The sequence below is a fragment of the Oerskovia sp. USHLN155 genome, from assembly GCF_037145535.1.
Classification (GTDB): Bacteria; Actinomycetota; Actinomycetes; order Actinomycetales; family Cellulomonadaceae; genus Oerskovia; species Oerskovia rustica.
The window spans coordinates 13,823-38,576 of sequence record NZ_JBBCXG010000010.1 but is presented as its reverse complement, the minus strand read 5'-3'; the positions used below and the strand labels follow the sequence as shown (position 1 = coordinate 38,576).

Genomic DNA, 24,754 nt, shown 5'->3' with positions numbered 1-24,754 from the left:
GTCATACCTAGATCTGCTAGGTTAGTTACCCCTAGCAGTCCTAGGTATTGGAGCACCATGCACATCGACAAGGACCTCGTCGCCGCCTCGGCCACGCCGCTCGTCCTCGGCATCCTCGCGGACGGGGAGTCGTACGGCTACGCGATCGTCCGACGCGTCAACGAGCTCTCGGGCGGTCACATGCAGTGGACCGACGGGATGCTCTACCCCCTGCTCCACAGGCTCGAACGCCTCGGGTTCGTCGAGGCGACGTGGGGAGTGTCCGACGTCGGGCGGCGGCGCAAGCACTACGCCCTGACGCCCGCCGGCCACCAGGCGCTCGCCGAGCGCCGCGCGCAGTGGCAGGTCGTCGCCGACGCGCTCCAGCAGGTGTGGAAGGACATGGGCGACGCCCAGTCACCCCGCGCCGTGGCCGAGGGGTGGGCATGATGGCCGGCACCCCGGAGCTCGAGGCCCAGATCGACCAGTGGCGCAGCTACGTCCAGCGCCGTCAGGCGATCTCCACGGCCGACGTCGACGAGATGGAGGACCACCTGCGGGAGCAGGTCGCCGACCTGACCGCGACGGGCCTCGACGACGACGAGGCCTTCCTGGTGGCCGTCAAGCGCATGGGCAACCTCGACGAGGTCTCGCGCGAGTTCGCCCGCGAGCACTCGGACCGCCTGTGGAAGCAGCTCGTGCTCGTCCCGGACCCAGGCACCACGGGTCGTGGCGGGAGCTCGTGGCGCGAGCTCGCCGTCGTCCTCGCGCTCGCGGTCGGGGCCGGCGTCGCGGTCAAGATCGCCTCCGGGCTGATCGGCGACGAGACGGTCCTGATGCGCAACATCAGCCTGCTCGTCCTCCCGTTCCTCGCGGGCTACTTCGCCTGGAAGCGCCGCCTCACGTGGGGCGTGGGCGCGATGCTCCTGGTCCCGTTCGCGGTGCTCGCGGTCGTGCTCAACGTCTACCCGTTCGAGGCGGACGGATCGACCCTGCTCCTCGCCGCCCTGCACGCCCCCGTCGTCCTGTGGGCGCTCGTGGGGATCGCGTACGTCGGCGGGCGCTGGCGCTCGGACAGCGGCCGCATGGACTTCGCCCGGTTCACGGGCGAGCTGGCGATCTACTTCACGCTCCTCGCCCTGGGAGGCGGCGTCCTGCTGGGCCTCACGTTCGGGACCCTGAACATCGTGGGGATCGACCCCGAGCCGTTCTTCGAGGGCTGGGTCCTGCCCTTCGCGGTGCCCGGGGCGCTCGTCGTCGCGGCCTGGCTCGTCGAGGCCAAGCAGAACGTGGTCGAGAACATCGCACCCGTCCTGACCCGCGTCTTCACGCCGCTGACGATCGTCATGCTGCTCGTGCTGTTCGTGGTCCTCGCGACGGCCGGCTCCCTGCTCGACACCGACCGCGGCCTCCTCATCCTCATGGACGCGATCCTGGTCCTCGTCCTGTGCCTGCTGCTCTACTCGGTCTCCGCACGCGACCCGCTCTCGCCGCCCCACCTGTTCGACGCGCTCCTGCTCGCCCTGGTCGTCGCGGCGTTCGCGGTCGACGCGGTCGCGCTCACCGCGATGCTGACCCGCATCGCCGAGTTCGGGTTCAGCCCCAACAAGGTCGCGGCCCTGGGGCTCAACCTCCTGCTGCTCGTGCACCTCGTGGGGTCGGCGCTCCTGCTCACGGGGTTCCTGCGGGGACGGCGCCCGTTCGCCGCTCTCGGACGCTGGCAGACGCAGTTCCTGCCGGTGTACGCCGTGTGGGCGGCGGTCGTGGTCGTGGCGTTCCCGCCGGTCTTCGGGTTCGTCTGACGGGCGGCCCGACGGCGCAGGGCGACCCTGCGCCGTCGGGCTCGGAGGAACACGTGACGGACGGACTTCCTTCCTCTCCCCCGGTGTGTGACAGTGGGCCGGATGCCCCGGGCGCGCCCGCGCCCGTGCTGCTCGCACCGGTCCTGCGACCGGTGCACCCCCGACAGCACCGCAGGACACTGGAGGAGCCATGACCGACGTGCACGTGCCCGTCGCCGCCGACCACGTCGTGACCGTCGACGCCGAGGGGAACCGGACCGGGACCTTCGCGCGCAGCGACGTCCACACCACGGAGACGCCGCTGCACCTCGCGTTCTCCTGCTACGTGCTCGACGGCGCAGGTCGCCTCCTCGTGACGCGTCGCGCCCTGTCGAAGCGCACGTGGCCGGGCGTGTGGACCAACTCGTTCTGCGGGCACCCGCGCTGGACGGAGACGACCGAGGAGTCCATCACGCGGCACGCCGCGCACGAGCTGGGCCTGCGGATCGAGGGCCTCGAGGTCGCCGTGCCGGGGTTCCGGTACCGGGCCGTGGACGCGTCGGGCGTGGTCGAGAACGAGATCTGCCCCGTGTACGTCGCGCGCGCCGCCAGCGACGTGACGGCCAACCCGGACGAGGTCGCCGAGCTCGAGTGGGCCGCGCCGGGCGCGCTGGGGAGCGCGGTCGACGCGACGCCGTGGGCGTTCAGCCCGTGGATGGTCCTGCAGGTCGCGGCGCTCCGCGACGCGGCGAGCAGGCCCGACGGCGCCGTCTCGCCCCTGCTGACCGAGGTCGCCGCGGCTCTGGGCTGAGCGGCTTCAGCCGACCCGGGAGCGGACCTGGACGCTCGCCGAGCGCAGCTTCTCGGGCAGGTGCAGGTGGTCGGCGTCGGCGACGCTCACGCGCAGCCGACGCGCCGGCAGGGCGTGCGGCAGAACGAGCTCGGCCCCCGGCTGACCCGACCGGTGCAGCGCCGCGGCGAGCTCGCGCACCAGGATCTCCTGGCGCCGCGCGCCCCGCACCGAGAACACCCACAGGTCCTGCTTCTCGGGCCGGGGCTGCCACGTCCCGGTCCGGGTGAACGCTCGGGAGTCCTCCGCCGTCGGCCCCACGAACGTCACGGACCGCAGCGACCACAAGGCCGTCCGGTTGGTCGCCGACGCTCCCTGGTCGGCCTTGAGCAGCGTCACCGGACGCTGGGTCCCGACGATCGCCGAGACGCTCGGCACGACGACGTCCGCGTACGGCACGGCATAGGGCGTCATGAACGGCCCGAACGAGCCCACGACGAGGCCACGTTCGAGCACGAGGAGCTTCTCGCTCGCGACGAACCGCAGGACCACGGCCAGGACCAGGCCCATCGCGAGGGCGAATCCGATCACCTCGACGACGCGCCCGTTGAACGCCACGACCGCGACGAGCAGGGAGAAGACTCCCGCCACGGTACCGATCGCGCGCGCCGAGAGCGTGCAGGACTCGACGTGCCGCAGCTCGCCGAGGGTCGACCGGTGGCGGTCCACGACGGCACGGACCTTGTGGGTCGCGCGGTCGCTGAGGGGGTGGGGTGCGGGGCTCAGGGGAATCCTCGTGTCGGGTGGTGGTGTGGCGTGGTGCCGGCGCACGAAAATACCGCTTTGTCGCGTTGTGTGCCACGGGCATCCGCCCTGGACCCCGGCACGGTGCGGGTCGTCGTGGGGCGGGCGTGCCGTTTCGACCGAGCACGCTCTGCCGGGGGACAATCGACGCATGTCTGAAGCCGGAGTCCTGCCCGTCCCCGACCGCGCCGCCCCGTTCGAGGCGCACGTCGAGTGGGCGCGGGCGACCCCGGTCGTGGGCTTCGACCTGTCCCCGATCGACGACCGCTGCATCGAGGACCCTCTGCCCTGGGACTACCTGGTGCTCGCGCGCGAGCTCGTCGGCAGCGGTCGAGGTCCGGTCCTGGACCTGGGGACAGGTGGTGGCGAGGCGTTCGGCTCGCTCGCGCCCTTGCCGGAGGGTTCGGCCGCGACGGAGGGCTGGCCTCCGAACGTCCCGGTGGCCCGACGGCGCCTCGAACCCCTGGGCGTGGACGTCCGGCAGGTGGGGAGCAGCAAGGGCGAGGGCCTCATGCTGCCGTTCCTCGACGGCCGGTTCGCGGTCGTGCTCGACCGGCACGAGGAGTTCGAGCCGTCCGAGGTCCTGCGCGTCCTGGAACCGGGAGGCGTGTTCATCACGCAGCAGGTCGACTCCCGGGACGGTATCCGGGTCAACACCGCGCTCGGCGCACAGCTCCCCTGGGACCCGGACGACGTGACGCTCGAGGGCGCCGTCGCCGACCTGGCCGAGGCCGGCTTCGTGATCGACGTGGCGCGCGAGCACGTCGGGACCCGGCACTTCCACGACCTGAGCTCGCTGCTCTGGTACCTCAAGGTCATCGCGTGGCAGGTCCCGGAGATCGCGAGCCTGTCGTCCGAGGCGATCGGGCGGTACGAGGCCCCGCTGCGTGCGCTGCACATGCACTTCGCGGCGGGCAACGACTTCGTGGACGAGGCGCCGCGGTTCCTCGTGGTGGCGCGCAAGCCGTTCTGACCGCCGAGGGGACGTTGGGACCCGCCGAGGGTGACGGCGACTTCCCTACCTGGCCCTACCTGGCCGGCCGGTACCCTGCTCGTCGTGAACGAGGTCAGGTTCGTCGGTGACACCACGCTGGCGCGACGGACGGCGTGGGTCGTGACCGCGGCAGGTTGCGTGCCGCTCCTGCTCGCGGGGATTGCGGTCATGGCGTGGCAGCTCGCGCAGACCAACGACTGGCAGACCGGGATGCGGAGCTTTCACACAGGCGACCCGTTCCCGTGGTTCTGGGTCGTCCCGTCGGTGGCCCTGTCCGCGTGGCTGACGGTCCCTGCCATCCGGGCCTGGCGCCGCGTGCGTGGACTCGTGGCCCACGACCGATCACGTTCGTCGGCCTGACGGGACGTCTCTCGGTCCAGCCGCAGAGGGCGCCTTCGACCAGGGCGTGAAGAAGCCCGCGGGCCGGTGGATTCCTCCACCCGTCGCGCTGGACAAGGGCGCGACTCCCGCGGGCTCCGGTGGTTGCTCGGTTCTCGCCGGTCGTGGGTGACGTGACGGTCACCTGTCGGCCGCGGGTTCCTCGCAAGGTCCGTTGCTCGATGGCACGACTAGCGTGCAACCACCTCATGTGTCCGAAGATTCTTCACTTCGTGGACCACCTCCTTTCCCATGTACGGACGACGCTACGCCTGCCGTCCGCAGGGTCGCCAGGGTTTTTCTCGACAGGTTCGGACCCGTCACCCTCGGCCGCCAGATCGGACGGCCCTGTCCTTGCCGCGGAACGTCGCGTTGACCGTGGACAGCGTCGCGGGCAGGACGAACGCGCCACCGACGCCCTGGATCAGGCGCGCCACGACGAGGGTCCCGGCGTCGTCGGCCTGCGACGCGAGGAGGCTCCCCGCGAGGAAGACCACGACGCCCCCGAGCAGCATGTTCCGCCGCCCCAGGCGGTCACCCAGGCGCCCCGTGGTGAGCAGGAGCGCCGCGAACACGACCGAGTAGGACGCGTTGACCCACTGCGCGTCGCCCAGGTCGAGGTGCAGGTCCTCGATGATCGTCGGCAGCGCGACGCCCACGATCGTCCCGTCGAGCACGATCATCGACAGCGCCGTGGCGAGGACGAACAGCCCGGCCCACCGGTGGTCCGGGGCGACGGGGCCCTGCGCGGTGCGCGGGGAGGAGGGCTGGCCCGTCCCGTCCGACTGCGTGCTCATGGACGCTCCTTCGAAGCGGTGCTGCGGTGCGCAGCCCTGGCTGGGCGGTCAGGCAGGGAGGAGGCGGTCCCACTCCTCGGGGTAATCGTCGAGCCACTCGGCGAAGCCCTGTGCGGGCCGCCCGGCGAAGCGTTCGACGACGTCGCTCACCCCGGCCAGCTCGCCCGTGGCGATCGCGGTGTAGGACGAGACCCAGCCGTCGACCTCGAACGGTGGCGCGGCGTAGACGGCGCGCGACGCGTATGCCTCCTCGACCGTCTCCGGGTGGTACGTGATGGTGCGGCCCGTGACGCCGGAGAGCACGCTCGCGACCTCGGTGAGGGTCAGCGCCTCGGGGCCGGTCACGTCGTACGTCTTCCCGTCGTGCGCGTGGGGGCGCTCGTCGAGGAGGATCGCGGTCGCGACGTCGGCGATGTCGTCGTGCGACACCGACGCGAGCCGCCCGTCGCCGCCCGGGCCGCGGATGACGCCGTCGTCCCCGACCATGTGGACCAGGCCCTGGTGGTAGAGGTTGTCGCGCAGGAACGTGTACTTCAGGCCGGTGCCCTTGATGTACTCCTCGGTGTGCCAGTGGTCGCGTGCGAACGTGAACGTGGCCTCGGGGGCCGCGCCCACGAACGACACGTAGACGATGCGTTCGACGCCCGCGGCGACGGCCGCGTCCACGGCTGCCCGGTGCTCGGCGACCCGGTCGGGCGCCTCGCGCGCCGAGACGAGGAAGACCGAACGGGCGCCCCGGAAGGCGCGGACCATGCGCTCGGTGTCGGTGTACCCGGCGGTGACCGCGACCTCGGAGTCGGGCAGCGGGTCGCCGTCGGGCAGGCGCGGCGTCCGGGAGGTGTCCCGCACCACGAGGCGCTGGGCGGCTCCCTCGGCGGCGAGCCGGAGCGCGAGCTTCGATCCGAGCTGCCCGCTCGCGCCGGTCACCGCGACGATCCCCGAGTCCGTCCTGATGGTCATGCGTCCACGGTAGGCCGGGCGCGCGGGAAGTGCCCGACGGCGGGACGACGGTCGCGAGACGGGTCGGTGCGTCCGAGACAGGTCTCCCGGGCGTCGGTCGACCCACCCGTCTCGTGCGGGACCACCCGTCTCGTCACGCAGGCGGGGCAGGGCGCACGGTTCGGGCAGACTGGTCGGGTGACGACTTCCCACGACGCGACCCCCGATCCCGGCCACGGCCCCTACCGCGTGATGACGGTCTGCACGGGCAACATCTGCCGCTCGCCCATGGCGGAGATCGTGCTGCGCGACCGGTTCGAGGCCGCGGGGCTGGGCGGGCGCGTGGTCGTGGACTCGACGGGCATCAGCGCGGAGGAGCACGGCAACCCGGTGGACCGCCGTGCGCGCCGCGTCCTGGCCGAGCACGGGTACGACACGGGCGACGGCCACCACGCCCGCCAGGTCCGCGCGAGCGACCTCGTCTCCCGCGACCTGGTGCTGCCGATGACGTCGCAGCACGCGCGTGCCCTGCGCCGGATGCACGGCGACGGGAACGTGCGCATGTACCGGACGTTCGACCCGGCGGCGCCCGTCGTCCCGCGGGAGCGGGCCGAGCGCGACGAGCACCTGCTCGACATCGACGACCCCTGGTACGGCGGTATGCAGGACTTCGAGGACTGCCTAGCGCAGGTCGAGGCCGCCGCGGACGGCGTGGTCGAGTTCGTGCGCGGGGAGCTCGCGCGACGTCAGGCCTGAGGCGATCGCGCCCGGGCGGCCCACCCGCGCACGCTCGCGCCCACGGCCCCCGCCGCCGAGCGTGCCCACCGGACCGGCGCCCACGCGCCGACCCCGGTCGTCTCGGTCCGCGCCTCGTCCGACCCGGGCTCCGCCGCGGACTCCGGCTCGGGCACGTACCCGTGCACCCACGTGGCGATCTGCTCGTAGGCCGCGGCCCGGGCGGGAGCGGCCGAGAGCACCACGTCGTGCAGAGCCCCCTCGATGCGGGCGAGCAGGACGAGGCTCCCGAGGTCGGTCGACCGCCGCGCGATCCCGACGACGTCGAGGGCCGTGTCGCTGTGCATCATCTCGGGGGTCCAGCGGGGCAGGAGCGTGCTGCTCGTGGACAGCAGCACGAGGACGGGCACGGCGATCCCGAGCCCCAGCTCGACCGCCGCCTGCCCGTGCAGGACCGCGTTGAGCCAGCCCCCGTGCACGACGAACCCGCGCACGGGACGCCACGCGAGGTCGTAGTCCCACTCGCCGTCGAGCGTCCTGGACACCGAGCGCGTGTAGAAGCCGAGGTCGACCTGGGGCAGGGGGACGCGCGGGTCGAGCCGCGCCTGGAGCGCGATCGCGGGGGCGAGCACCTTGCGCCCGATGTCGCGCGCCTGGAACTCGAGCCACGGGCTGTTGAGGACGAGCCCTGCGACACGGCCCTGGTTGCGCGCGGTCCACAGGCTCAGCGTGAGCCCGCCCGTGGAGTGGCCCATGAGGACCAGGCCGCGCTCGCGCATCACGGGGTCGGCGGTCAGGACGCCGTGCCCCATCGCGGCGAGCGCGGCCTCGATGTCCTCGTCGTACGTCGCGAGGCTCGTGACGAACCCGGGGGTCTGGCCCGGGCGCAGGCTGCGGCCGTACTTGCGCAGGTCGAGCGCGAAGAACCGCGCGCCCTGGGCCTCCCAGAAGTCCGCGAGCCCGGTCTGGAAGAAGTAGTCGGACCAGCCGTGCACGTACAGGACGTCGATCCCGCGGTCGCGCACGCCCGCGGGGCGCGCTCCTCCGTGGAGCGTGTCGCCGGCTGTGCCGCCCTCTGCGTCCCGACGGCGGCGCACCAGCGTCGCGACGACCTCGCCCTCGTCGTCGGGGTCGAGGGGCAGGGTGAGCTGCTCGAACCCGTCGAGGACGTCGGGCGCCCAGCCCGTCGGCTCGGCGGTCGGGGCGGTGGGTTCGGGCATGTCCCGAGGGTAGGAGCCGGTGGGTGGGAGCGCTCGCCGGGAGCGGGTGGTTCAGGTCGCCTCGGTGCCGCCCGCCGGTCCGCCCGGCCGACGGCGCCACCACCGCCGGGCGCCCGTCGCGCCCGAGCCGTCGGCCGCCCGGGGCGAGCGGTCCCGGGGTGAGCCGTCCCGGGAGGTGCGCGGCGCCGTCGGGCCGGAGGACGACGCAGCGCTGCGGGCCGCCCGCCGTTCGCGCCAGAGCGACACCTCCTCCTCGACGTCCCGCAGGGGCGTGACCACGGGCGGGCCGCCCAGGAGCTGGCGCCGCGCGTCGACCACGCGCGCGTTGAACTCCGCGAGGACCTCCCGCACCGACTCCTCCGAGAACTGGCGGTCGAGCTCGTCGCGCAGCCGGGCGTCGTCGGCCCGCAGCTGCGCCGGCGGCAGGATGCCCGTGATCTGCTCGCGCTCGACGAGGTTCTTGAGCCACCAGTCGGGGTCGTACCGCGCGCCCAGGCCAGGGATGGGCTTGCCCGCGAGCGGCAGGTCGTCGAACTCGCCGCGGGCCATGGCCTGGCGGACCAGCTCGTCGACCCACTGGCCACGGTTCTCGAGCGGGAGCCGTGCGCGCGCAGGGCCGTCACCGTCGGCGGCGCCCTCCTGGGCGGGCTCCTCGGCTGCAGCCTCCGCCGCCTCGAGCGCGGCCTCGCGGTCCACGCGGTACTGCGCGGCCCGGCGCACCGGGTCGTCCTCGGTCATCGGGTCCTCCCACGGTCGGCGCTGGACGGGTGCTGCTCCCATCCTCGCCGATCGCGGGCGTTGTACGCTGAGCCGCCCGGCCTCTTCCGACCGGGTGTGCTCGTCATCGGTGAAGAAGCAGCCGGGACTTGTCGGCAGCGCGCTGCCATGAACGGCCCGCACCTTGCGGGAGGGGAGCTGCACATGACCCAGAGCACGGACGAAGAACTTCTCAGCCCGGCCGAGACGATCGACCTCGAGAACTGCGCGCGCGAGCCCATCCACATCCCCGGACGCATCCAGCCCCGCGGGGCGCTGCTCGTGGTGCGGGAGTCCGACGGCCACGTGGTGCAGTGCTCGACCACCGTGCGCGAGGTCCTGGGACGAGACACCGAGGACGTGCTCGGCGCCCACCTGTCCGAGGTCCTGGGCGCCGACGACGGCACGAGGCTCCTCACGCACGTCGCCCAGCACCCCGACCTCGCGCCGCACAACCCCGTCGAGATCCGCACGGGGACGGCCCGCGAGGCCGCGACCGACGCGATCCTGCACCGCCCGCCGCTGCCGGCCGACGCCGAGCCCGTCGTCGTGATCGAGCTCGAGCCCGCCGTCGTACGCCCCCTCAGCTTCCCCAACACGTACCAGGCCGTGCGCGCGGCGCTCGCGGACCTCGACCGGGCCGGGACGCTGCCCGCGCTGTTCGGGACCGCGGCGCAGCACGTCCGGCACCTGACGGGCTTCGACCGCGTGATGATCTACCGCTTCGACGCCGACCACAACGGCGAGGTCGTCGCCGAGGCCAAGCGCGAGGACCTCAACTCGTTCTACGGGCTGCACTACCCCGCGACCGACATCCCGCGCCAGGCCCGCGCGCTGTACGAGAAGAACTGGATCCGGCTGATCGACGACGTGGGCTACGTGCCGTGCGACGTCGTCCCGACCGACCTCCCGACCACGGGGCAGCCGCTCGACCTCACCTACTCGACGCTGCGCAGCGTCTCCCCGATCCACCTCGAGTACCTCGCGAACATGGGCGTGGGCGCGTCGATGTCGATCTCGCTGCTTCGCGACGGGAAGCTCTGGGGCCTCATCGCGTGCCACCACTACTCCGGGCCGCACCACCCGCCCTACGCGGTGCGCGCGGCCGCGGAGTTCCTGGGCGCCGCGCTGTCGGTGCTGCTCGTCGCGCAGAGCGAGGAGGACCGCCTGGCCGCGTCGCGCGCGTCGGCGCGCCTGCTCGCGGGCCTCGTGGCGGACAGCCGCGACGAGGACACGTCGCTCGTCGAGGCGCTCACGGCAGACGGTCGGCTGCTCGACCTCGTGGGCGCCGACGGGGCCGTGGTTCTCGCCGAGGGGCGCTCGGCCTCGCTCGGGCACGTGCCCGACGACGCAGGGGTCGCCCTGCTCGCCGGGTGGTTCGCGGAACGGCTCGCCGCCGCGGACGACGAGGTCGTCGCGATCGACTCGCTGCGCGTGGCCGCCCCGGACCTCGCGGAGCGCCTGCCCGACGTCGCGGGGGTGCTGGGCGCGCACCTCAACGACGGTCAGGTCGTGCTCTGGCTGCGCGACGAGGTGCTGCGCAGCGTCGACTGGGGCGGCGACCCGCACAACAAGGCCATCGCACGCAGCGAGGGCGACACGGTCCGGCTCAGCCCTCGCAAGTCGTTCGAGCGCTGGCGCGAGGTCGTGAGCGGCCACAGCGAGCCCTGGGCCGAGGACGCCGTCGAGACGGCCGGAGCCCTGCGCAGCCACCTCGTCGAGGCGCTCTACCTGGCCGGGCGCCGGGACGTGCGTGCGGCCGAGGCCCTGCAACGGAGCCTCCTCCCCGCATCGCTGCCGGACACACCGGGCTGGACCGTCACCGCGCGGTACGAGCCGGCGGGCGGAGGTTTCGTCGGCGGCGACTGGTACGACGCGCTGCGCCTGCCCTCGGGCGCGCTCGGGCTCGTCGTCGGGGACGTCACGGGCCACGGGCTCCAGGCAGCCGCCTCGATGGGTCAGCTCCGCAACACGTTGCGCGCCGCGCTCGTGCAGGCCGGGACCGCGCGCGGGGCCGTCGAGCAGGTCGCCGAGACCGTGCGATGGACCATGCCGGGGCAGATCGCGACGCTCGTCGTCGCGGTCGTCGACCTCGACGAGGGCTCGGTCGAGTACGTGACGGCCGGGCACCCACCGCCCTTCTTCCTCGTGCCGGGCGAGGGCGTCGTGTGGGGCCGGCTGCTGGGCGGTCCGCCGCTCGGGCTGGGAGCGCTGCGGTTCGAGGCCGGGACCACGTCGATCGCGCCCGGCGGTGCCCTCGTGCTCTACAGCGACGGGCTCTTCGAGCGCCGGGACGAGTCGCTCAAGGTGGGCCTTCGCCGGCTCGCCGGGACCTTCGCCGAGCACGTGGGCGACGTCGACGCCGTGCTGCGCGCGACCCGGGACCCCGCGTCGGAGGACGACGCGACGCTGCTGGTGCTGCGCCGTCGGGCGCAGGACGAGGCAGAGGACGAGTCCGGGGACGACTGAGGGCCGACCTGCGCCTCGCGCAGACCGGCCCTCAGCGGGAGCGAGCGGTCAGGGGACCGCCGCGACAGGTGTGGGAGCCCCCACCGCCTCGCGTGGTACGCCGAGGCGGGCCCAGACGTGCTTGCCGTCCGCGACGAACCAGCCCACGTCCAGGGCGATCCGCTGCGCGAGCACGAGCCCGAAGCCGCCGTCGCCCGGCAGGCGAGGCGCCGCGACCACGGGGGCGCGGCTCGTGTCCTGGTCGATCACGTCGACGATGTACTCCTCGCCGTCGGTCAGGAGCTGGACCGTCGTCGGCGGGCGCCCGTGGCGCAGCGCGTTGGTCGCGAGCTCGCTCGCGACGAGCACGATCTTCTCGGGGACCTCGGCGAGGGCGCCGTCGGGGGCGAGCGGTCGCCCCGTCAGCTCGAGGTGGAGCGAGGTACGCAGCGTCGAGAGCTCGTCGATCGAGTCGAGCTGCCAGACGCGGACCACGTGGAAGTTCTCGGGCGGACGGGACGAGGCGATCGAGGTGTCCAAGAGGTTCCTCCGATGGGTCCGGTGGGGTGTGCGGTGGGACAGGTGCGACGACGCGGCCGGGGATGGTGGCCGGGGCGCCGGGAAAGGTCAGTCGACGAGCGTGAACTGGGTCAGGACGCCGCTGATCTCGAGCAGGTCCTTGATGCGCTCAGGGACACCGACCAGGACCGGGGCCTCGCCACCGGCCAGGAGGGACAGGTACAGCAGCCGCAGCCCGCCCGAGTCCATGAACGTGACGTCGGACAGGTCGATCGTCACGGGGCCGTCGGCGCGCTCGAGCGAGCGGACGAGGTCACCCTCGGAACGGTCCTGGACCGCGGCGTCGACCTCGCCCCACATCGTCCATCGAGGTCCGGAGTCGTCGATGCGGACTCCCCCTTGCGTCGTGTGCTCCGGCACTGCTCGCCTCTCGATCGTGACCTGCGGGACGTCGTCCCCGGTCTCTCGACGACCGGGACCGTGCCAGGTTACGGAACTTCCGTCGCGGTTTCCTTCCAGGACTCGCTCCGTCACCGGACCTGCACAGTTCACCCGGTGCTCCTCGGGCCCCACGAGGCCCGGAACGACGGGCATGATGGCCTCATGAAGGTCTCGCGCAGGTCGCACGTCCCCCCGTTCGCCGTCATGGAGGTCCTCGCCGCGGCGAACGCGCGCCGCGACGCGGGCGAGTCGGTCCTCAACCTGTGCGCCGGGGAACCCGCGACGGGGGCGTCCGACGTCGTGCGGCGCCGGGCGATCGAGCTGCTCGAGGCGGGCGACCTCGGCTACACCGAGGCCCTGGGCGTGCCCGCGCTGCGTCAGGCGATCGCCGAGCACTACGGGCGTACCTACGGCGTGCACGTCGACCCGTCGCGCGTCGCGGTGACCACGGGGTCGTCGGGCGGCTTCATGCTCGCGTTCCTCGCCGCGTTCGACGCCGGCGACCGCGTCGCCCTGGCCCGCCCCGGGTACCCCGCGTACCGGAACATCCTCGCGGCCCTGGGGTGCGAGGTCGTCGAGCTCGACTGCGGCCCCGAGACCCGCTACCAGCCCACCGTCTCCCAGCTCATGGAGGCGTACTACGAGGGCGGCCTCGACGGCCTCGTCGTCGCCAGCCCGGCGAACCCGACCGGGACGATGATCCCGCCGGCCGACCTGGCCGAGCTCGCGGCCTGGTGCGCCGACCACGAGGTGCGCCTCGTCAGCGACGAGATCTACCACGGCATCGTCTACGCCGACCCTGCGTCGGAGGCGGGCGAGACGGCGACCGCGGCCCGGTACCTCGACGGCGGTGCGGTCGTCGTGAACTCGTTCTCCAAGTACTGGGCCATGACCGGGTGGCGGCTCGGGTGGCTCGTGCTGCCCGAGGACCTCGTGGCCCCGGTCGACGCGCTCGCGGGCAACATCGCGCTGAGCCCGCCCGCGCTCGCGCAGCACGCGGGCGTCGCTGCCCTGTCCCCCGAGGGGTATGCGGCCGCGCTGGCGAACGTCGCCCGGTACGCGGACTCGCGTGCGCTCGTGCTCGACCGGCTCGACGACCTGGGCTGGGACCCGGTGGCCCCGGCGGACGGCGCGTTCTACGTCTACGCGAACGTCGCGGAGTCGGGGCTGGACTCGGTCACGTGGTGCGAGCGGCTCCTGGCCGACACGGGGGTCGCGCTCACCCCGGGGACGGACTTCGACGGCGTGCGCGGCCACGAGTGGGTCCGGTTGTCGTTCGCCGCCGCACCGGAGGTCGTGGCCGAGGCGGTGGACCGGATCGTCGCGTGGCGGGCGGCGGGCTACCGGCGGGTGTGAGGAGCGGTCAGGCCGCCAGGTCGACGGCGCGTGCGTGGGCGGCAGGCACCTCGAGAGGGACGACGACGGCCTCGGTCGCGCGGCGGCGTCGGGCCTTGACGAGCACCACGATGGCCTGACCGCCGATGACGATCCAGACCACGTTCGCGACGGCCGAGGGCCACACGCCGTTGACCGCGGCGACCAGGCACATGAGGCCCGCGCCCACGAAGTTCGTGAGCTGGAACCGCAACGAGTCCCCCGACCAGCGACCACGTGTGACCATCGCGTACGCCGTGACGGCCGCGATCGCGCCGATCCATCCGAGCGGGGTCACGACCAGGTCGACGAGGGCGGGGGAAGCGGACATGGCGGTCTCCGGGCAGGGGTCAAGAAGGGATCGGGGAGGGGGGTCCTGGTGGGAGCTGCGACGCTGCAGCGACCAGGTGGATTGTGGGCGCCAGCCCCTTTTGAGGAGGACCAGCCGGCGCCACGTCACAAGTGTGACCCCGAAAATCATTCAGCACAATTGAAGAACTCTGACGTGGCCGTTTAGCATCTCTACATGGCCACGGACCCACGAAGACTTGGTTTCCTGCTTGCCGTGCACCGGGCCGGAGGTGTCCTGGCGGCAGCCGACCTGCTGCACGTGACGCCCTCTGCCGTGTCTCAGCAAATAGCGCGTCTGGAGGCCGAGGAGAAGGTCCAGGTCCTCGACCGGGGGCCCCGTGGCGTGACCCTGACGCCCGCAGGCCGCATCCTCGCCGAGGCCGCCGAACGCATCGAGTCCGAGATGGTCGAGGCCCGCAAGGCCATCGTCGCGATGAGCGAGGAGATGACGGGGACGGTGTCGGTCGGGTCGTTCCAGACGGCGATCCGCGCGGTCGTCGGACCCACGTTCGCGTCGCTCGAGTCGCGCTACCCCGGCGTCGAGCTCGACGTCCAGGAGCTCGAGCCCGCGGAGGCCCTGCGGCTCCTGCGCAGCGGCGACCTGGACGTCGTCCTCCTGGAGCGCGACGAGGACGCGGACTCCCCCGCGCCGCGCGGCATGCGCGAGGTCCCTCTGCTCGACGAGCCGTGGCGCGTCGTCGTACCCGCGACGTTCCCGACGCCCGCGCGCCTCGACGACGTGCGCGACGCCGTCTGGCTCGGCCCCGAGCCCAGCACGGCGGCCGCCCGCGCCCTGCGCCGCCTCTCGCGCACGCTCGGCACGACGCTCCGCACGCGTCACTCGTACTACGACTTCGACGTGGCCCTCGCGCTCGTCGCGGCCGGTCAGGGCGTCGCGATGCTCCCCGCGCTCGCCGTCCAGGGCGAGATGCCCGACGGCGTCACGGTCGTCCCGCTCCCGGGTCTCGGATCGCGACGTCTCGTCGCACGGCACCGGGCCACCCGGCACGAACCCCGACCCGTCGTGAACGCGGTCATCGACGAGATGGTCGCGGCGGCCGCGGCGATCGAGCTGGGCTGAACAGGCTGGGACCGAAGACCGCTCAGCGCCTCCCGACCGACAGGCTCCCGTCGTCGAGCACCGACAGCTCGTCCAGGACCCGGTGGAGGGTGCCCACCGACCGGTCCCAGCGCATCGACCGAGGGTCCGCAGGCAGGTCGGCGCCCCGGGCGGGTGCGGCCGGCGCGGCCGGCGAGGCCAGGTGCCGAGGGACGTAGGCGGTCGTGCGGGGCTGCTGGTCCTGCGACGTCATGTCCATGCTGGGTGAAGCCCCCTCGGGCGCTCGTGGTGGTCCCCGACGCGGACGTGCGACGAGGTGAGCACCTCATCCTGCCCGCGCCGCGCGCGGCTCGACGGAGGCGCGCCCTCGGACGTGGGCGGGACCCTGGTGAGAGTCGTGGAGATCGTGTGGCCGCTACTCACGGACGAAGACCTGGTAGCGCTCCGGGTCCTTCTGAGCCGCGACGGTCGCGGCGACCCGTTCCTCGGCCGCTTCCCTGGTCGGCAGCACGTCGCAGTCGAACGCGTCGTACAACGTGATCGAGGTGTGCGCCCAGCCGAGGAAAGGTTCGGTCCCCGCGGGGCAGCTCCCGACGAGCGGGTACACGAAGACGATCTGCTTGCCGGTCTGGAGACCGACCTTCCGTGCGATCCCCTGCGCGGTGTCGACGATCAGGCTGCGGTTCGTCGTGATCTGCCCCGGGACACCCGGGTCCTGCACGGTCCCGTCCACCTGCCCCTGCACCCAGGCCCGGACGCGCTCGGGCAGGGGTTCGTCGCTCGTGACGACGACCCGCGTCTTGTCGGGCAGGACGAAGGCGTGCGTGCCGGGCGGAAGCCTGTCGACGTCCTCCACGGCGATCGTCTCTCCCGTGGTGACGGCCAGCTCCTCGGGCGGTGGGGACGCAGCCGCGGCGTCCGCCACGGACGACCCGTCGGCCGGGCCCGCCGTGTTCCCGAGGTCGTCCCGGACGCAACCCTCGAGCATCGCGAGCAGCGCGAACATCACGAGCGTGGCCGCTATCAGCAAGAACCCCGTGCGACGATTCTCGAGGTTCGTCACCGAGCGCACCTCCGTCGATCTCGGGCGTGCTCGCCAGGAGCACACGTCGGTTTTCCACCTCCTATGCGGCGAGAACGTCCTTGGCCTGCGTCCCGTGCTGCCGGGGGGCTCGCGGTCCGGCGCGGGCCTGTGCTCGCCCGCGGGTGCGCCCCCGACCGTCCCGGCGCGCGCCGTCCCGAGTGCGCTCGTACGGTGTGGGGGTGCGCGAACCCCAGACGCCCCGGGCAACCCCGGCCCTGCCGACACCGTCCCCCCGACGTCTCGGGGCCGTCCTCGCCCTCGCTCTCGCCGTGCTCCTCGGCGTCGGCGTCGCGGGCTCCGCGACCGCGGCGACCACGGCCGGCTGGGCTGCCTGGGACCCGCTCGCCGGGACGGGCGGCAGCTTCACGACCACGATGCGGCTGCCTGCAGGAGGCTTCCCGGCTGCGACCACGACGTCGGACTCGCGGGCCGGCCAGGTGGGCGTCCAGTCGGGGGCCAGCTCGTGGCTGAGCACGGCGACACCGGTCGGCGCGAAGTACGGGTCGAGCCAGGGGCAGCCCTACCTGAACCTGCGCCCCCGGGCCGACGCACCCACGTCCCCGTCGACCACGACCTACACGTTCGAGCGCCCTACCCCGACCGGCGGGTGGACCTTCGTGCTGGGCGACATCGACGCCGATCAGGTGACGGTCGTCGCCCGGGGAGAGGGCGGCCGCCTCCTGACGGGGGTCGAGCTGGGCTACCAGGGCGGGTTCAACTACTGCGCCGTCACGCCGAGACCGGCCTGCACGGGCACGGACGTCCCGACGTGGGACCCCGCGACGGGCGTGCTGCGGGGGAACGCGACGGCGACGGACACGTCGGGGGCCACGGGCTGGTTCGAGCCCACGGTGCCCGTCACGAGCCTGACGCTCCTGTTCCAGCAGCGCTCCGGCTTCCCGGTCTTCCAGACGTGGTTCGCGTCGCTCGCCCGGGACGTGACCGGGACGGTCGCGCTCCAGGACGTGGGTCCGATCAGCGGTGCGACGCTCACCCTCGTCTCCGCGGACGGCGTCCGGCTCGCGACCACGACCTCGGGAGCCGACGGCACGTACTCGTTCACCGGCTACACCGCGGCGGACGGGTACACGGTCGAGGTCACCCCGCCGCCGGCCCCGCCGGGGCAGGCCGGGTACGTCGTCGTCGGCCCGGGGTCCCTGCCCGCGGACCTCGCCGCGACCGACGCGACCGGGGTCGACTTCACGGTCCGGCCGATCCTTCCCGTCCCGGTCGGAGGCACGGTCCTCACGGAGGACGGGACGCCCGTCCCCGGCGCCACGATCACGATCACGGGGCCGGGCGGGCCCGTCACGGCGGTGACCGACTCGAACGGGGCCTACCTCGTGGACCAGGTGGCGGTCGGGCAGCACACCGTGACCGTGACACCGCCGCCCGGGTACACGGTGGACGAGCCCAGCCAGTCGTTCGAGGTGCTCCCCGGGGACGAGACGCTGCGCACCGTGAGCTTCGTGGCGTCACCCCTGCCGTCGGTGTCCGGGACGGTCACGGCGGGCGGACGGGGTGTCGCGGGGGCCGTGGTGTCCTTCACGGGCCCCGGGGGCGCGACCGGCAGCACCCTCACGGCTGGGGACGGTACGTACCGCTTCGACCTGCTCCCCGCCGGTCGGTACACGATCACGGTCGCTCCCCCGCCCGGGTTCACGGTGGACGGGCCGGGATCGCGCGTGGTCGTGCTGGGAGCGGAGGACGTGGCCGGGGTCGACCTCGCGCTCACGCGACCGGGCGCGATCGGGGGCACGGTCACCACCGACGACGGCGCACCGATACCGGGGGCGAACGTGCTGGTCAGCGGCCCCGGCGGTGACGTCCCTGTCACGACCGGAGCGGACGGGACCTACTTCGTCGACGGGCTCGGCCCGGGCGACTACACGATCGTGTTCGCGGTCCCGGACGGTTTCACGAGCGCGGGACCGACCGAGCGCGCCGTGACCCTCACGAGCGCGGGCGAGTCACGCCTCGACCAGGACTTCGCGGTCGAGGCGGCCGCGCCCGTCGACCCCGTCGACCCCGTCGACCCGACGACGCCGGGCACCCCGGGCACGTCGCCAGGCTCCTCCCCCGGCGCACCGGCACCCGAGGCCGGCACACCCGGCTCGGCGACCGCGGGACGTCTCGCGAGCTCGGGCGCCGACCCGAGCGCCCTGCTCGCGGTCGCCGCGGTCCTGACCGCCGCGGGACTCGCCCTGGCCGGCGGACGCGCGCTGCGCCGTCGGGCCTGACGACGCTCCCCCGGCCGGCTCCCGGGCGAGACCCCGTGCCTGCGGAGGGGACCTTCCGGACGTAGCCTGCTCGGATGGACGTAGCGGTGCTCGGAGCGACCGGCGACGTCGGGCGGCAGGTCGTCACGCAGCTCGTCGAGCGGCGCGTCCTGCCCACGACCTCCCGGCTGCAGCTCGTCGGCCGGCCCGGCGGTGCGTCGGGGCGCGCGGTCCACGGGCTGCGCGCGGACCTCGTCGACGCCTACGACGAGCACGCCCCGCTCATCGACGTGGCCCACTCCCCCGCCGACGTCGTCGCCGACGTGGTCGTCGTCGCGGCCGGGGCGACGACGCCCGCCCGCTCGGGCGCCTCGCTCGACCGGACCGGTCTCGCCGTCGCCAACCGCGAGGTCTTCGCCGAGTACGCCGACGCGATCGCGCGCCACGGCTCGGGGCACGAGGTCGTGATCGTGGTATCCAACCCCGTCGAGGTCGGTGTCGCCGTGATGGCCCGGGCGCTGGGCGCGCGGCGCGTCGTCGGGATGGGGGCCTGGCTCGACACGCTGCGCTTCCGGCGCGAGATCGCCGTCGAGCTGGGCGTCCGACGGCACCGCGTGGGCGGCTTCGTCGGGGGCCAGCACGGCGAGGACGCCGTGCCGCTCTGGTCGACCGTCCGCCTCAGCGGGCACGACCTCGCCGAGCGCGACCGGGCCGTGCGGCTCCTGCGCCGGGGACGCACGCTCGACGCGTTCCCGGACGAGATCGCCGCCGCCAAGGCCGAGCTCGTCGCGGTCGCGGCCACCGACGTCGGCGCCGCGTACCGCCTGATCGACACCTGGCCCGCCGACCTGCGCGTCGTCGCGCGCCCCTGGATGACGCACCAGAGCGGCGCCAAGACCGCGACCGCCACGGCGTCCGCGACGGTCGACCTCGTCGAGGTCGTGCTCGACGGCCGGGAGATCGTCGTCGCCGGGCAGGTCGCCCTCGACGGCGAGGTGGCGCTCGCGGGCGAGCCGCAGCGCGGGGTCCTGGGCGTCCCGCTCGTGCTGGGTCCCGAGGGGTGGACGCGCGTCCTCCTGGACTCCCTGCCCGACGACGAGACGCACCGTCTGCGCGGAGCGGCGGCGGCCGTGGGGTCGGCCCTGCGGACGGCGGGAGTGGTGGGCGGGCCGGGCGGATCGGCCGCAGGGGCCGCGGGAGCCGCGGGGCCCGAGAGGACCGACGGCCCCGAGGCGGCCGAGCCCTCCTGGGTCGCCCAGGTCGAAGGGGTGCACCGTGCGGGCACCCTGACCGGCCTCACGGGCGTCTTCTCGACGCGCGGGGTGAGCTTCGAGCACCTCGCGACCGAGGAGGTCGAGGGCGACGGCGACGCGGGCACGATCCACGTGAGCTTCCGGGCCAGCGAACGCCGTGCCCGGGCGCTCGAGCGTGCAGTGGGACGCCTCGCGACGGTGCGCTCCGTCGTCGTGCACGGCGCTCCGCGCGAGACGGCCGCGCCGCCGCGCGAGCGTGGGCGCTAGGCTGGGCCCACAACCACATACTGCTGCTCGAACCACTGCGGGAGAGCCCGGCCACCTCAGGGTGAGGTCGGCGCCGAAGGAGCAACTCCTCCCCGAGAATCTCTCAGGCCGACGTACCGCGGTGGCGAGGCAACTCTGGAAAGCGGTGGCTCCGCGTCCGCCCTCGGGCGGAGGGGTCCCCTACCGACGGTGCAAGCCGGCGCGCCCCGGGTCCGCGAGGACCATGGCGGACCGGCAAAACTCTCAGGTCGACGCTGCGCGTCCGATGACAGAGCGGGGAGGAACGGGCCGGCCCCTGGGCCTGCCGTCGTCTTCCTCGCCGACCCCCCGGAGACCTCCGTGACACAGCAGTCCAGCGACGCGTTCGACCGCGCGCACTTCCCGTTCCGCCACCTCGGGCCCCGCCCTGTGAGCGACGACGCGCCCGCCGCACCCTCGGGCGAGGTCGCGACGATGCTCGCCGAGCTCGGGTACGACTCGCTCGACGCGCTGATCGACGCCGCGGTCCCCGACTCGATCCGGACCGACCGCCCGCTCGACCTGCCCGCAGCCCGCACCGAGTCCGAGGTCCTCGCGGACCTGCGCGCCATCGCGGCCAAGAACGTCGTGAAGACCCAGATGATCGGTCTCGGCTACTACGGGACCATCACTCCCCCGGTCATCCGACGCAACGTGCTCGAGTCCCCCGCCTGGTACACGGCGTACACGCCCTACCAGCCCGAGATCTCGCAGGGGCGCCTCGAGGCGCTGCTCAACTTCCAGACCGTGGTCCTCGACCTGACCGGGCTCGAGGTCGCCAACGCGTCGCTGCTCGACGAGGCTACCGCGGTCGCCGAGGCGGTCGCGCTCATGTGGCGCGCGGCCAAGGGCGGGGCGGGCGTCGTCGTCCTGGACTCCGAGCTGTTCCCCCAGACGATCGCGGTGACCCGGGCGCGGGCCGAGTCGGTGGGCCTGCCGGTGGTCGTGGTCGACCTGTCCGAGGGCGTGACGGCGGGCCTCGTCGCCGCCGGGGTGGCGGACCAGAGGCTCATCGGCGTGGTGCTGCAGCAGAGCGGCGCCTCGGGCGTGGTCCGGGACCTGCGCCCCCTCGTCGCCGAGACCAAGGAGCAGGGCGGTCTGGTGACGATCGCGGCCGACCTCCTGGCCCTCACGCTCCTCGTATCCCCCGGCGAGCTCGGCGCGGACGTCGCGGTGGGCTCGGCCCAGCGCTTCGGGGTCCCGCTGTTCTACGGCGGCCCGCACGCCGCGTTCATGGCGGTCCGCAAGGGCCTGGAGCGCTCTCTCCCGGGCCGCCTGGTCGGGGTGTCGGTCGACGCCGACGGCGACCAGGCCTACCGCCTGGCCCTGCAGACCCGTGAGCAGCACATCCGTCGCGAGAAGGCGACGAGCAACATCTGCACGGCCCAGGCGCTGCTCGCGATCGTCGCGTCGATGTACGCGGTCTACCACGGGCCCGCGGGCCTCAAGGAGATCGCGGAGCGCGTGCACTCGCGGGCGGTGGCGCTCGCGAACGGTCTGCGGGCCGCGGGCGTCGAGGTCCGGCACGACGTCTTCTTCGACACCGTGGCGGCCGTGGTGCCGGGCCGCGCGGCGGCGCTGGTCGGGGCCGCCGCGGAGGCCGGGATCAACGTGTACAACCCGGATTCTGATCATGTACAGCTCGCGTGCGACGAGACCACGACGCCCGACGACGTGCTCGCCCTCGTCGAGGTCTTCGCGGCCGGCCAGGACCTCGGGTTCGTCGGCGGCGGCAGCGTGCTGCCCGCCGACCTGCTGCGCGCGACCGGGTACCTGACCCACCCGGTGTTCCACCGGCACCGCTCCGAGACCGCGATGCTGCGCTACCTGCGCTCGCTCTCCGACAAGGACCTGGCGCTCGACCGCACCATGATCCCGCTGGGCTCGTGCACCATGAAGCTCAACGCGACCGCCGAGATGGAGGCCATCTCCTGGCCCGGGTTCGCGGACCTGCACCCGTTCGTGCCCGCCGACCAGGCGTTGGGCTACGCCGAGCTGATCGACGGTCTGCAGAGCCAGCTCACCGAGATCACGGGCTACGCGGGCGTCTCGGTGCAGCCCAACGCAGGCTCGCAGGGCGAGTTCGCGGGCCTGCTCGCGATCCGCGACTACCACCGCTCCCGCGGCGAGGAAGGGCGCGACGTGTGCCTCATCCCCGCGTCGGCCCACGGCACCAACGCGGCCTCGGCGGCACTCGCGGGCATGCGCGTCGTGGTCGTGGCGACGTCCGAGAAGGGTGAGGTCCAGCTCGACGACCTGCGGGCCAAGCTCGACCAGCACGGTCCCCAGGTCGCGGCGATCATGATCACCTACCCCTCGACGCACGGCGTCTACGAGGAGCACGTGCGCGAGGTGTGCGATCTTGTACATGCATCCGGTGGTCAGGTGTACATCGACGGTGCGAACCTCAACGCGCTCGTCGGGCTCGCCCGTCCGGGTGAGTTCGGGGGGGACGTCTCGCACCTGAACCTGCACAAGACGTTCTGCATCCCGCACGGCGGCGGTGGCCCCGGCGTCGGCCCCGTCGCGGTCGCCGAGCACCTGGTGCCGTTCCTCCCCGGCAACCCGCTCACGGGGGAGGGGGCGGCGCCCGTCTCGGCCGCGCCCTTCGGCTCGGCCGGCATCCTGCCGATCTCCTACGCGTACGTCGCCCTCATGGGCCCCGACGGCCTGGAGGCCGCGACCAAGACCGCCGTGCTCGCCGCGAACTACCTGGCCAGCCGCCTGACCGAGCACTTCCCCGTGCTCTACACGGGCGAGGCGGGCCTGGTCGCGCACGAGTGCATCCTCGACCTGCGCCCGATCACCGCGCAGACCGGCGTCACGGCCGAGGACGTGGCCAAGCGCCTCATGGACTACGGGTTCCACGCGCCCACGCTGTCCTTCCCGGTCGCGGGCACGCTCATGGTCGAGCCGACCGAGAGCGAGGACCTCGCCGAGCTCGACCGCTTCGTCGCGGCGATGGTCGCGATCAAGGCCGAGATCGACGAGGTCGCGGCCGGCACCTGGGGCATCGAGGAGTCGCCGCTGCGCGGGGCACCGCACACGGCCGCCGCGGTCGTCTCGGACGCCTGGGACAGGCCGTACTCGCGCGAGGTCGCGGCCTACCCCCTCGCTGCTCTGCGGTCGGGCAAGTACTGGCCGCCCGTGCGGCGCATCGACGGGGCGCGCGGCGACCGCAACCTCGTGTGCTCCTGCCCCCCGATCGAGTCGTACTCCTGAGGTCGTCAGGACCAGCGTGACCTCGAGGCCACGCTGGTTCCGACACCTCGACCCACCCCAGGACTGTCAGGGCGTGCGTGACGTAGAGGTCACCCTCGTCCTGACACCGCAGAGAGGATCACCATGACGGAGTCCGTGCAGGACACCACCCCGGCCGCTGACCGCCTCAGCCCGCTCCACGACGAGCACGTCGCCCTGGGCGCCTCGCTCACGAGCTTCGGCGGGTGGCAGATGCCGCTGCGCTACACGAGCGACCTGGCCGAGCACCGTGCGGTGCGCGAGGCAGCAGGTCTGTTCGACCTCTCCCACATGGGCGAGATCGAGGTCAGCGGGCCGCAGGCGGCCGCCGCCCTGGACCGCGCCCTCGTCGGCAACCTCACCGCGGTGGCCGTGGGACGTGCCCGCTACACCATGATGTGCGCCGAGGACGGCTCGGTCCTCGACGACCTGGTCGTCTACCGCCTGGGCGAGGAGCGGTTCCTGGTCGTCGCCAACGCCGGGAACGCGCCGCTCGTGACCGACGAGCTCGTCCGCCGGTGCGAGGGCATCGACGCGACCGTCACGGACCAGGCCGTGGACACCGCGCTCGTCGCGGTCCAGGGACCGCGCGCCGAGGAGATCGTCGGCTCGCTCGTCGCACCGGACGATGTACAAGTAGTCAAGGACCTGAAGTACTACGCATCGGTCGAGCTACGGGTCGCCGGGATCGCCGCCCTGGTCGCGCGCACCGGGTACACCGGGGAGGACGGGTTCGAGCTGTTCGTCCCCGCCGCGCAGGCCCGCGAGCTGTGGCAGAAGGTGCTGGCTGCGGGGGAGCCCCTCGGCCTCGTCCCTGCCGGCCTCTCGGCCCGCGACTCGCTGCGGCTCGAGGCCGGCATGCCGCTCTACGGCCACGAGCTCGACACGACCACGACGCCCTACGAGGCGGGCCTGGGTCGCGTCGTGAAGCTCGACAAGGTCGACGCCGAGGGCGCACCGCTCGACTTCGTGGGGCGATCGGCCCTCGCGTCGCGCAAGGGGGCTCAGCCCGCGCGCGTGCTCGTCGGCCTCCGTGGCCTGGGCAAGCGACCTGCTCGCGCGGGCTACGCCGTCGTGATCCCGGGCAAGGAACCCGACGTGCAGATCGGCTTCGTCACCTCGGGGGCTCCCTCGCCGACCCTCGGGTACCCGATCGCCATGGCCTACGTGACGCCCGAGTTCAGCGCCGAGGGCACCGAGCTCGCGGTCGACGTCCGAGGCCGTGAGGAGCCGGTGGTGATCGTGCCCATGCCGTTCTACCGTCGTCCTCAGACGTCCTGACCCGGGCCCCGGCCCGACCTCCCGAC

At 73.4% G+C, this 24,754-nt stretch carries 23 protein-coding genes and 1 riboswitch; of the genes, 13 read left to right on the top strand and 10 right to left on the bottom strand.

Annotation, left to right across the window (positions count from 1 at the left end; all coding sequences use genetic code 11):
• Nucleotides 1–57 precede the first annotated feature (57 nt).
• The 3 genes from WFH32_RS14945 (at nucleotide 58) to idi (ending at nucleotide 2,571) form a co-directional block, all read left to right on the top strand.
• Entirely contained in the window at nucleotides 58–429 is a 372-nt protein-coding gene (locus WFH32_RS14945) for a PadR family transcriptional regulator (protein WP_336708120.1), read from the top strand.
• Nucleotides 426–1,781 carry a permease prefix domain 1-containing protein gene (locus WFH32_RS14940; protein WP_336708119.1) on the top strand — a complete coding sequence of 452 codons (1,356 nt, stop codon included), beginning with the start codon at nucleotides 426–428 and terminating at the stop codon, nucleotides 1,779–1,781. The genes WFH32_RS14945 and WFH32_RS14940 overlap by 4 nt, the downstream gene beginning before the upstream one ends.
• A 190-nt stretch (nucleotides 1,782–1,971) precedes the next feature.
• The gene (idi, locus tag WFH32_RS14935; RefSeq protein ID WP_191797094.1) at nucleotides 1,972–2,571 is read left to right on the top strand and encodes an isopentenyl-diphosphate Delta-isomerase; all 600 of its coding nucleotides are present in this window, start codon (nucleotides 1,972–1,974) and stop codon (nucleotides 2,569–2,571) included.
• A gap of 6 nt (nucleotides 2,572–2,577) precedes the next feature.
• On the opposite strand, the gene WFH32_RS14930 is transcribed toward idi, so the two are convergent.
• A complete protein-coding gene (locus tag WFH32_RS14930; RefSeq protein WP_336708118.1) occupies nucleotides 2,578–3,279 on the bottom strand; it encodes a hypothetical protein in 702 nt (233 codons plus the stop codon).
• A gap of 226 nt (nucleotides 3,280–3,505) precedes the next feature.
• Between WFH32_RS14930 and WFH32_RS14925 the strand changes: the two genes are divergently transcribed.
• Together WFH32_RS14925 and WFH32_RS14920 are read left to right on the top strand one after the other, a co-directional pair.
• Nucleotides 3,506–4,327, top strand: coding sequence for a class I SAM-dependent methyltransferase (locus tag WFH32_RS14925; protein ID WP_336708116.1), 822 nt, complete (start codon nucleotides 3,506–3,508; stop codon nucleotides 4,325–4,327).
• A gap of 84 nt (nucleotides 4,328–4,411) precedes the next feature.
• Complete coding sequence (locus WFH32_RS14920; RefSeq protein WP_336708115.1) at nucleotides 4,412–4,708, top strand: hypothetical protein; 297 nt, start codon at nucleotides 4,412–4,414, stop codon at nucleotides 4,706–4,708.
• Nucleotides 4,709–5,046: 338 nt separating this feature from the next.
• On the opposite strand, the gene WFH32_RS14915 is transcribed toward WFH32_RS14920, so the two are convergent.
• Nucleotides 5,047–5,523 carry an MFS transporter gene (locus WFH32_RS14915; protein ID WP_336708113.1) on the bottom strand — a complete coding sequence of 159 codons (477 nt, stop codon included), beginning with the start codon at nucleotides 5,521–5,523 and terminating at the stop codon, nucleotides 5,047–5,049.
• 48 nt (nucleotides 5,524–5,571) lie between these two features.
• The gene (locus tag WFH32_RS14910) at nucleotides 5,572–6,483 is read right to left on the bottom strand and encodes an SDR family oxidoreductase (RefSeq protein ID WP_191797104.1); all 912 of its coding nucleotides are present in this window, start codon (nucleotides 6,481–6,483) and stop codon (nucleotides 5,572–5,574) included.
• A 231-nt stretch (nucleotides 6,484–6,714) separates the two neighbouring features.
• Here WFH32_RS14910 and WFH32_RS14905 point away from each other — a divergent pair, with 231 nt between their 5' ends.
• Nucleotides 6,715–7,218: a low molecular weight protein-tyrosine-phosphatase gene (locus WFH32_RS14905; protein WP_191797144.1), complete on the top strand. Its 504-nt coding sequence runs from the start codon at nucleotides 6,715–6,717 to the stop codon at nucleotides 7,216–7,218.
• Here WFH32_RS14905 and WFH32_RS14900 read toward each other — a convergent pair.
• Nucleotides 7,209–8,417 (bottom strand): alpha/beta hydrolase, encoded by a 1,209-nt coding sequence (locus tag WFH32_RS14900; RefSeq protein WP_336708111.1) that lies wholly within the window; start codon nucleotides 8,415–8,417, stop codon nucleotides 7,209–7,211. The two genes, WFH32_RS14905 and WFH32_RS14900, sit on opposite strands and share 10 nt — an antisense overlap.
• 51 nt (nucleotides 8,418–8,468) lie before the next feature.
• Nucleotides 8,469–9,155: a J-domain-containing protein gene (locus WFH32_RS14895; protein WP_336708110.1), complete on the bottom strand. Its 687-nt coding sequence runs from the start codon at nucleotides 9,153–9,155 to the stop codon at nucleotides 8,469–8,471.
• Between the two features lie 183 nt (nucleotides 9,156–9,338).
• On the opposite strand from WFH32_RS14895, the gene WFH32_RS14890 reads away from it, so the two are divergent.
• On the top strand, nucleotides 9,339–11,642 hold the full coding sequence (locus WFH32_RS14890; protein ID WP_336708109.1) for a SpoIIE family protein phosphatase: 2,304 nt from the start codon (nucleotides 9,339–9,341) through the stop codon (nucleotides 11,640–11,642).
• Between the two features lie 48 nt (nucleotides 11,643–11,690).
• On the opposite strand, the gene WFH32_RS14885 is transcribed toward WFH32_RS14890, so the two are convergent.
• Together WFH32_RS14885 and WFH32_RS14880 are read right to left on the bottom strand one after the other, a co-directional pair.
• Nucleotides 11,691–12,161, bottom strand: coding sequence for an ATP-binding protein (locus WFH32_RS14885; RefSeq protein WP_210411000.1), 471 nt, complete (start codon nucleotides 12,159–12,161; stop codon nucleotides 11,691–11,693).
• Between the two features lie 87 nt (nucleotides 12,162–12,248).
• Entirely contained in the window at nucleotides 12,249–12,560 is a 312-nt protein-coding gene (locus WFH32_RS14880) for an STAS domain-containing protein (RefSeq protein ID WP_318244202.1), read from the bottom strand.
• 183 nt (nucleotides 12,561–12,743) lie between these two features.
• Between WFH32_RS14880 and WFH32_RS14875 the strand changes: the two genes are divergently transcribed.
• Nucleotides 12,744–13,937 (top strand): aminotransferase class I/II-fold pyridoxal phosphate-dependent enzyme, encoded by a 1,194-nt coding sequence (locus WFH32_RS14875; RefSeq protein ID WP_191797113.1) that lies wholly within the window; start codon nucleotides 12,744–12,746, stop codon nucleotides 13,935–13,937.
• 7 nt (nucleotides 13,938–13,944) lie between these two features.
• Here WFH32_RS14875 and WFH32_RS14870 read toward each other — a convergent pair whose 3' ends face one another.
• Nucleotides 13,945–14,286, bottom strand: coding sequence for a CBU_0592 family membrane protein (locus tag WFH32_RS14870; protein WP_191797115.1), 342 nt, complete (start codon nucleotides 14,284–14,286; stop codon nucleotides 13,945–13,947).
• Between the two features lie 195 nt (nucleotides 14,287–14,481).
• On the opposite strand from WFH32_RS14870, the gene WFH32_RS14865 reads away from it, so the two are divergent.
• The gene (locus WFH32_RS14865) at nucleotides 14,482–15,387 is read left to right on the top strand and encodes a LysR family transcriptional regulator (protein WP_191797117.1); all 906 of its coding nucleotides are present in this window, start codon (nucleotides 14,482–14,484) and stop codon (nucleotides 15,385–15,387) included.
• Nucleotides 15,388–15,409: 22 nt separating this feature from the next.
• Here the strand turns inward: WFH32_RS14865 and WFH32_RS14860 are convergent, their stop codons facing one another.
• Together WFH32_RS14860 and WFH32_RS14855 are read right to left on the bottom strand one after the other, a co-directional pair.
• The gene (locus tag WFH32_RS14860; RefSeq protein ID WP_191797119.1) at nucleotides 15,410–15,619 is read right to left on the bottom strand and encodes a hypothetical protein; all 210 of its coding nucleotides are present in this window, start codon (nucleotides 15,617–15,619) and stop codon (nucleotides 15,410–15,412) included.
• A gap of 162 nt (nucleotides 15,620–15,781) precedes the next feature.
• Nucleotides 15,782–16,429, bottom strand: a complete 648-nt coding sequence (locus WFH32_RS14855) for a hypothetical protein (RefSeq protein WP_336708108.1) — start codon at nucleotides 16,427–16,429, stop codon at nucleotides 15,782–15,784.
• A 200-nt stretch (nucleotides 16,430–16,629) separates the two neighbouring features.
• Here WFH32_RS14855 and WFH32_RS14850 point away from each other — a divergent pair, with 200 nt between their 5' ends.
• The 4 genes from WFH32_RS14850 (at nucleotide 16,630) to gcvT (ending at nucleotide 24,728) form a co-directional block, all read left to right on the top strand.
• Nucleotides 16,630–18,690, top strand: coding sequence for an MSCRAMM family protein (locus WFH32_RS14850; protein WP_336708107.1), 2,061 nt, complete (start codon nucleotides 16,630–16,632; stop codon nucleotides 18,688–18,690).
• A gap of 74 nt (nucleotides 18,691–18,764) precedes the next feature.
• A complete protein-coding gene (locus WFH32_RS14845) occupies nucleotides 18,765–20,189 on the top strand; it encodes a lactate/malate family dehydrogenase (RefSeq protein ID WP_336708105.1) in 1,425 nt (474 codons plus the stop codon).
• Between the two features lie 28 nt (nucleotides 20,190–20,217).
• Nucleotides 20,218–20,318: riboswitch (glycine riboswitch) on the top strand.
• A gap of 210 nt (nucleotides 20,319–20,528) precedes the next feature.
• On the top strand, nucleotides 20,529–23,429 hold the full coding sequence (gcvP, locus tag WFH32_RS14840) for an aminomethyl-transferring glycine dehydrogenase (RefSeq protein WP_442946344.1): 2,901 nt from the start codon (nucleotides 20,529–20,531) through the stop codon (nucleotides 23,427–23,429).
• 123 nt (nucleotides 23,430–23,552) lie between these two features.
• Complete coding sequence (gcvT, locus tag WFH32_RS14835; RefSeq protein ID WP_336708104.1) at nucleotides 23,553–24,728, top strand: glycine cleavage system aminomethyltransferase GcvT; 1,176 nt, start codon at nucleotides 23,553–23,555, stop codon at nucleotides 24,726–24,728.
• The last annotated feature ends 26 nt before the right edge of the window (nucleotides 24,729–24,754 follow it).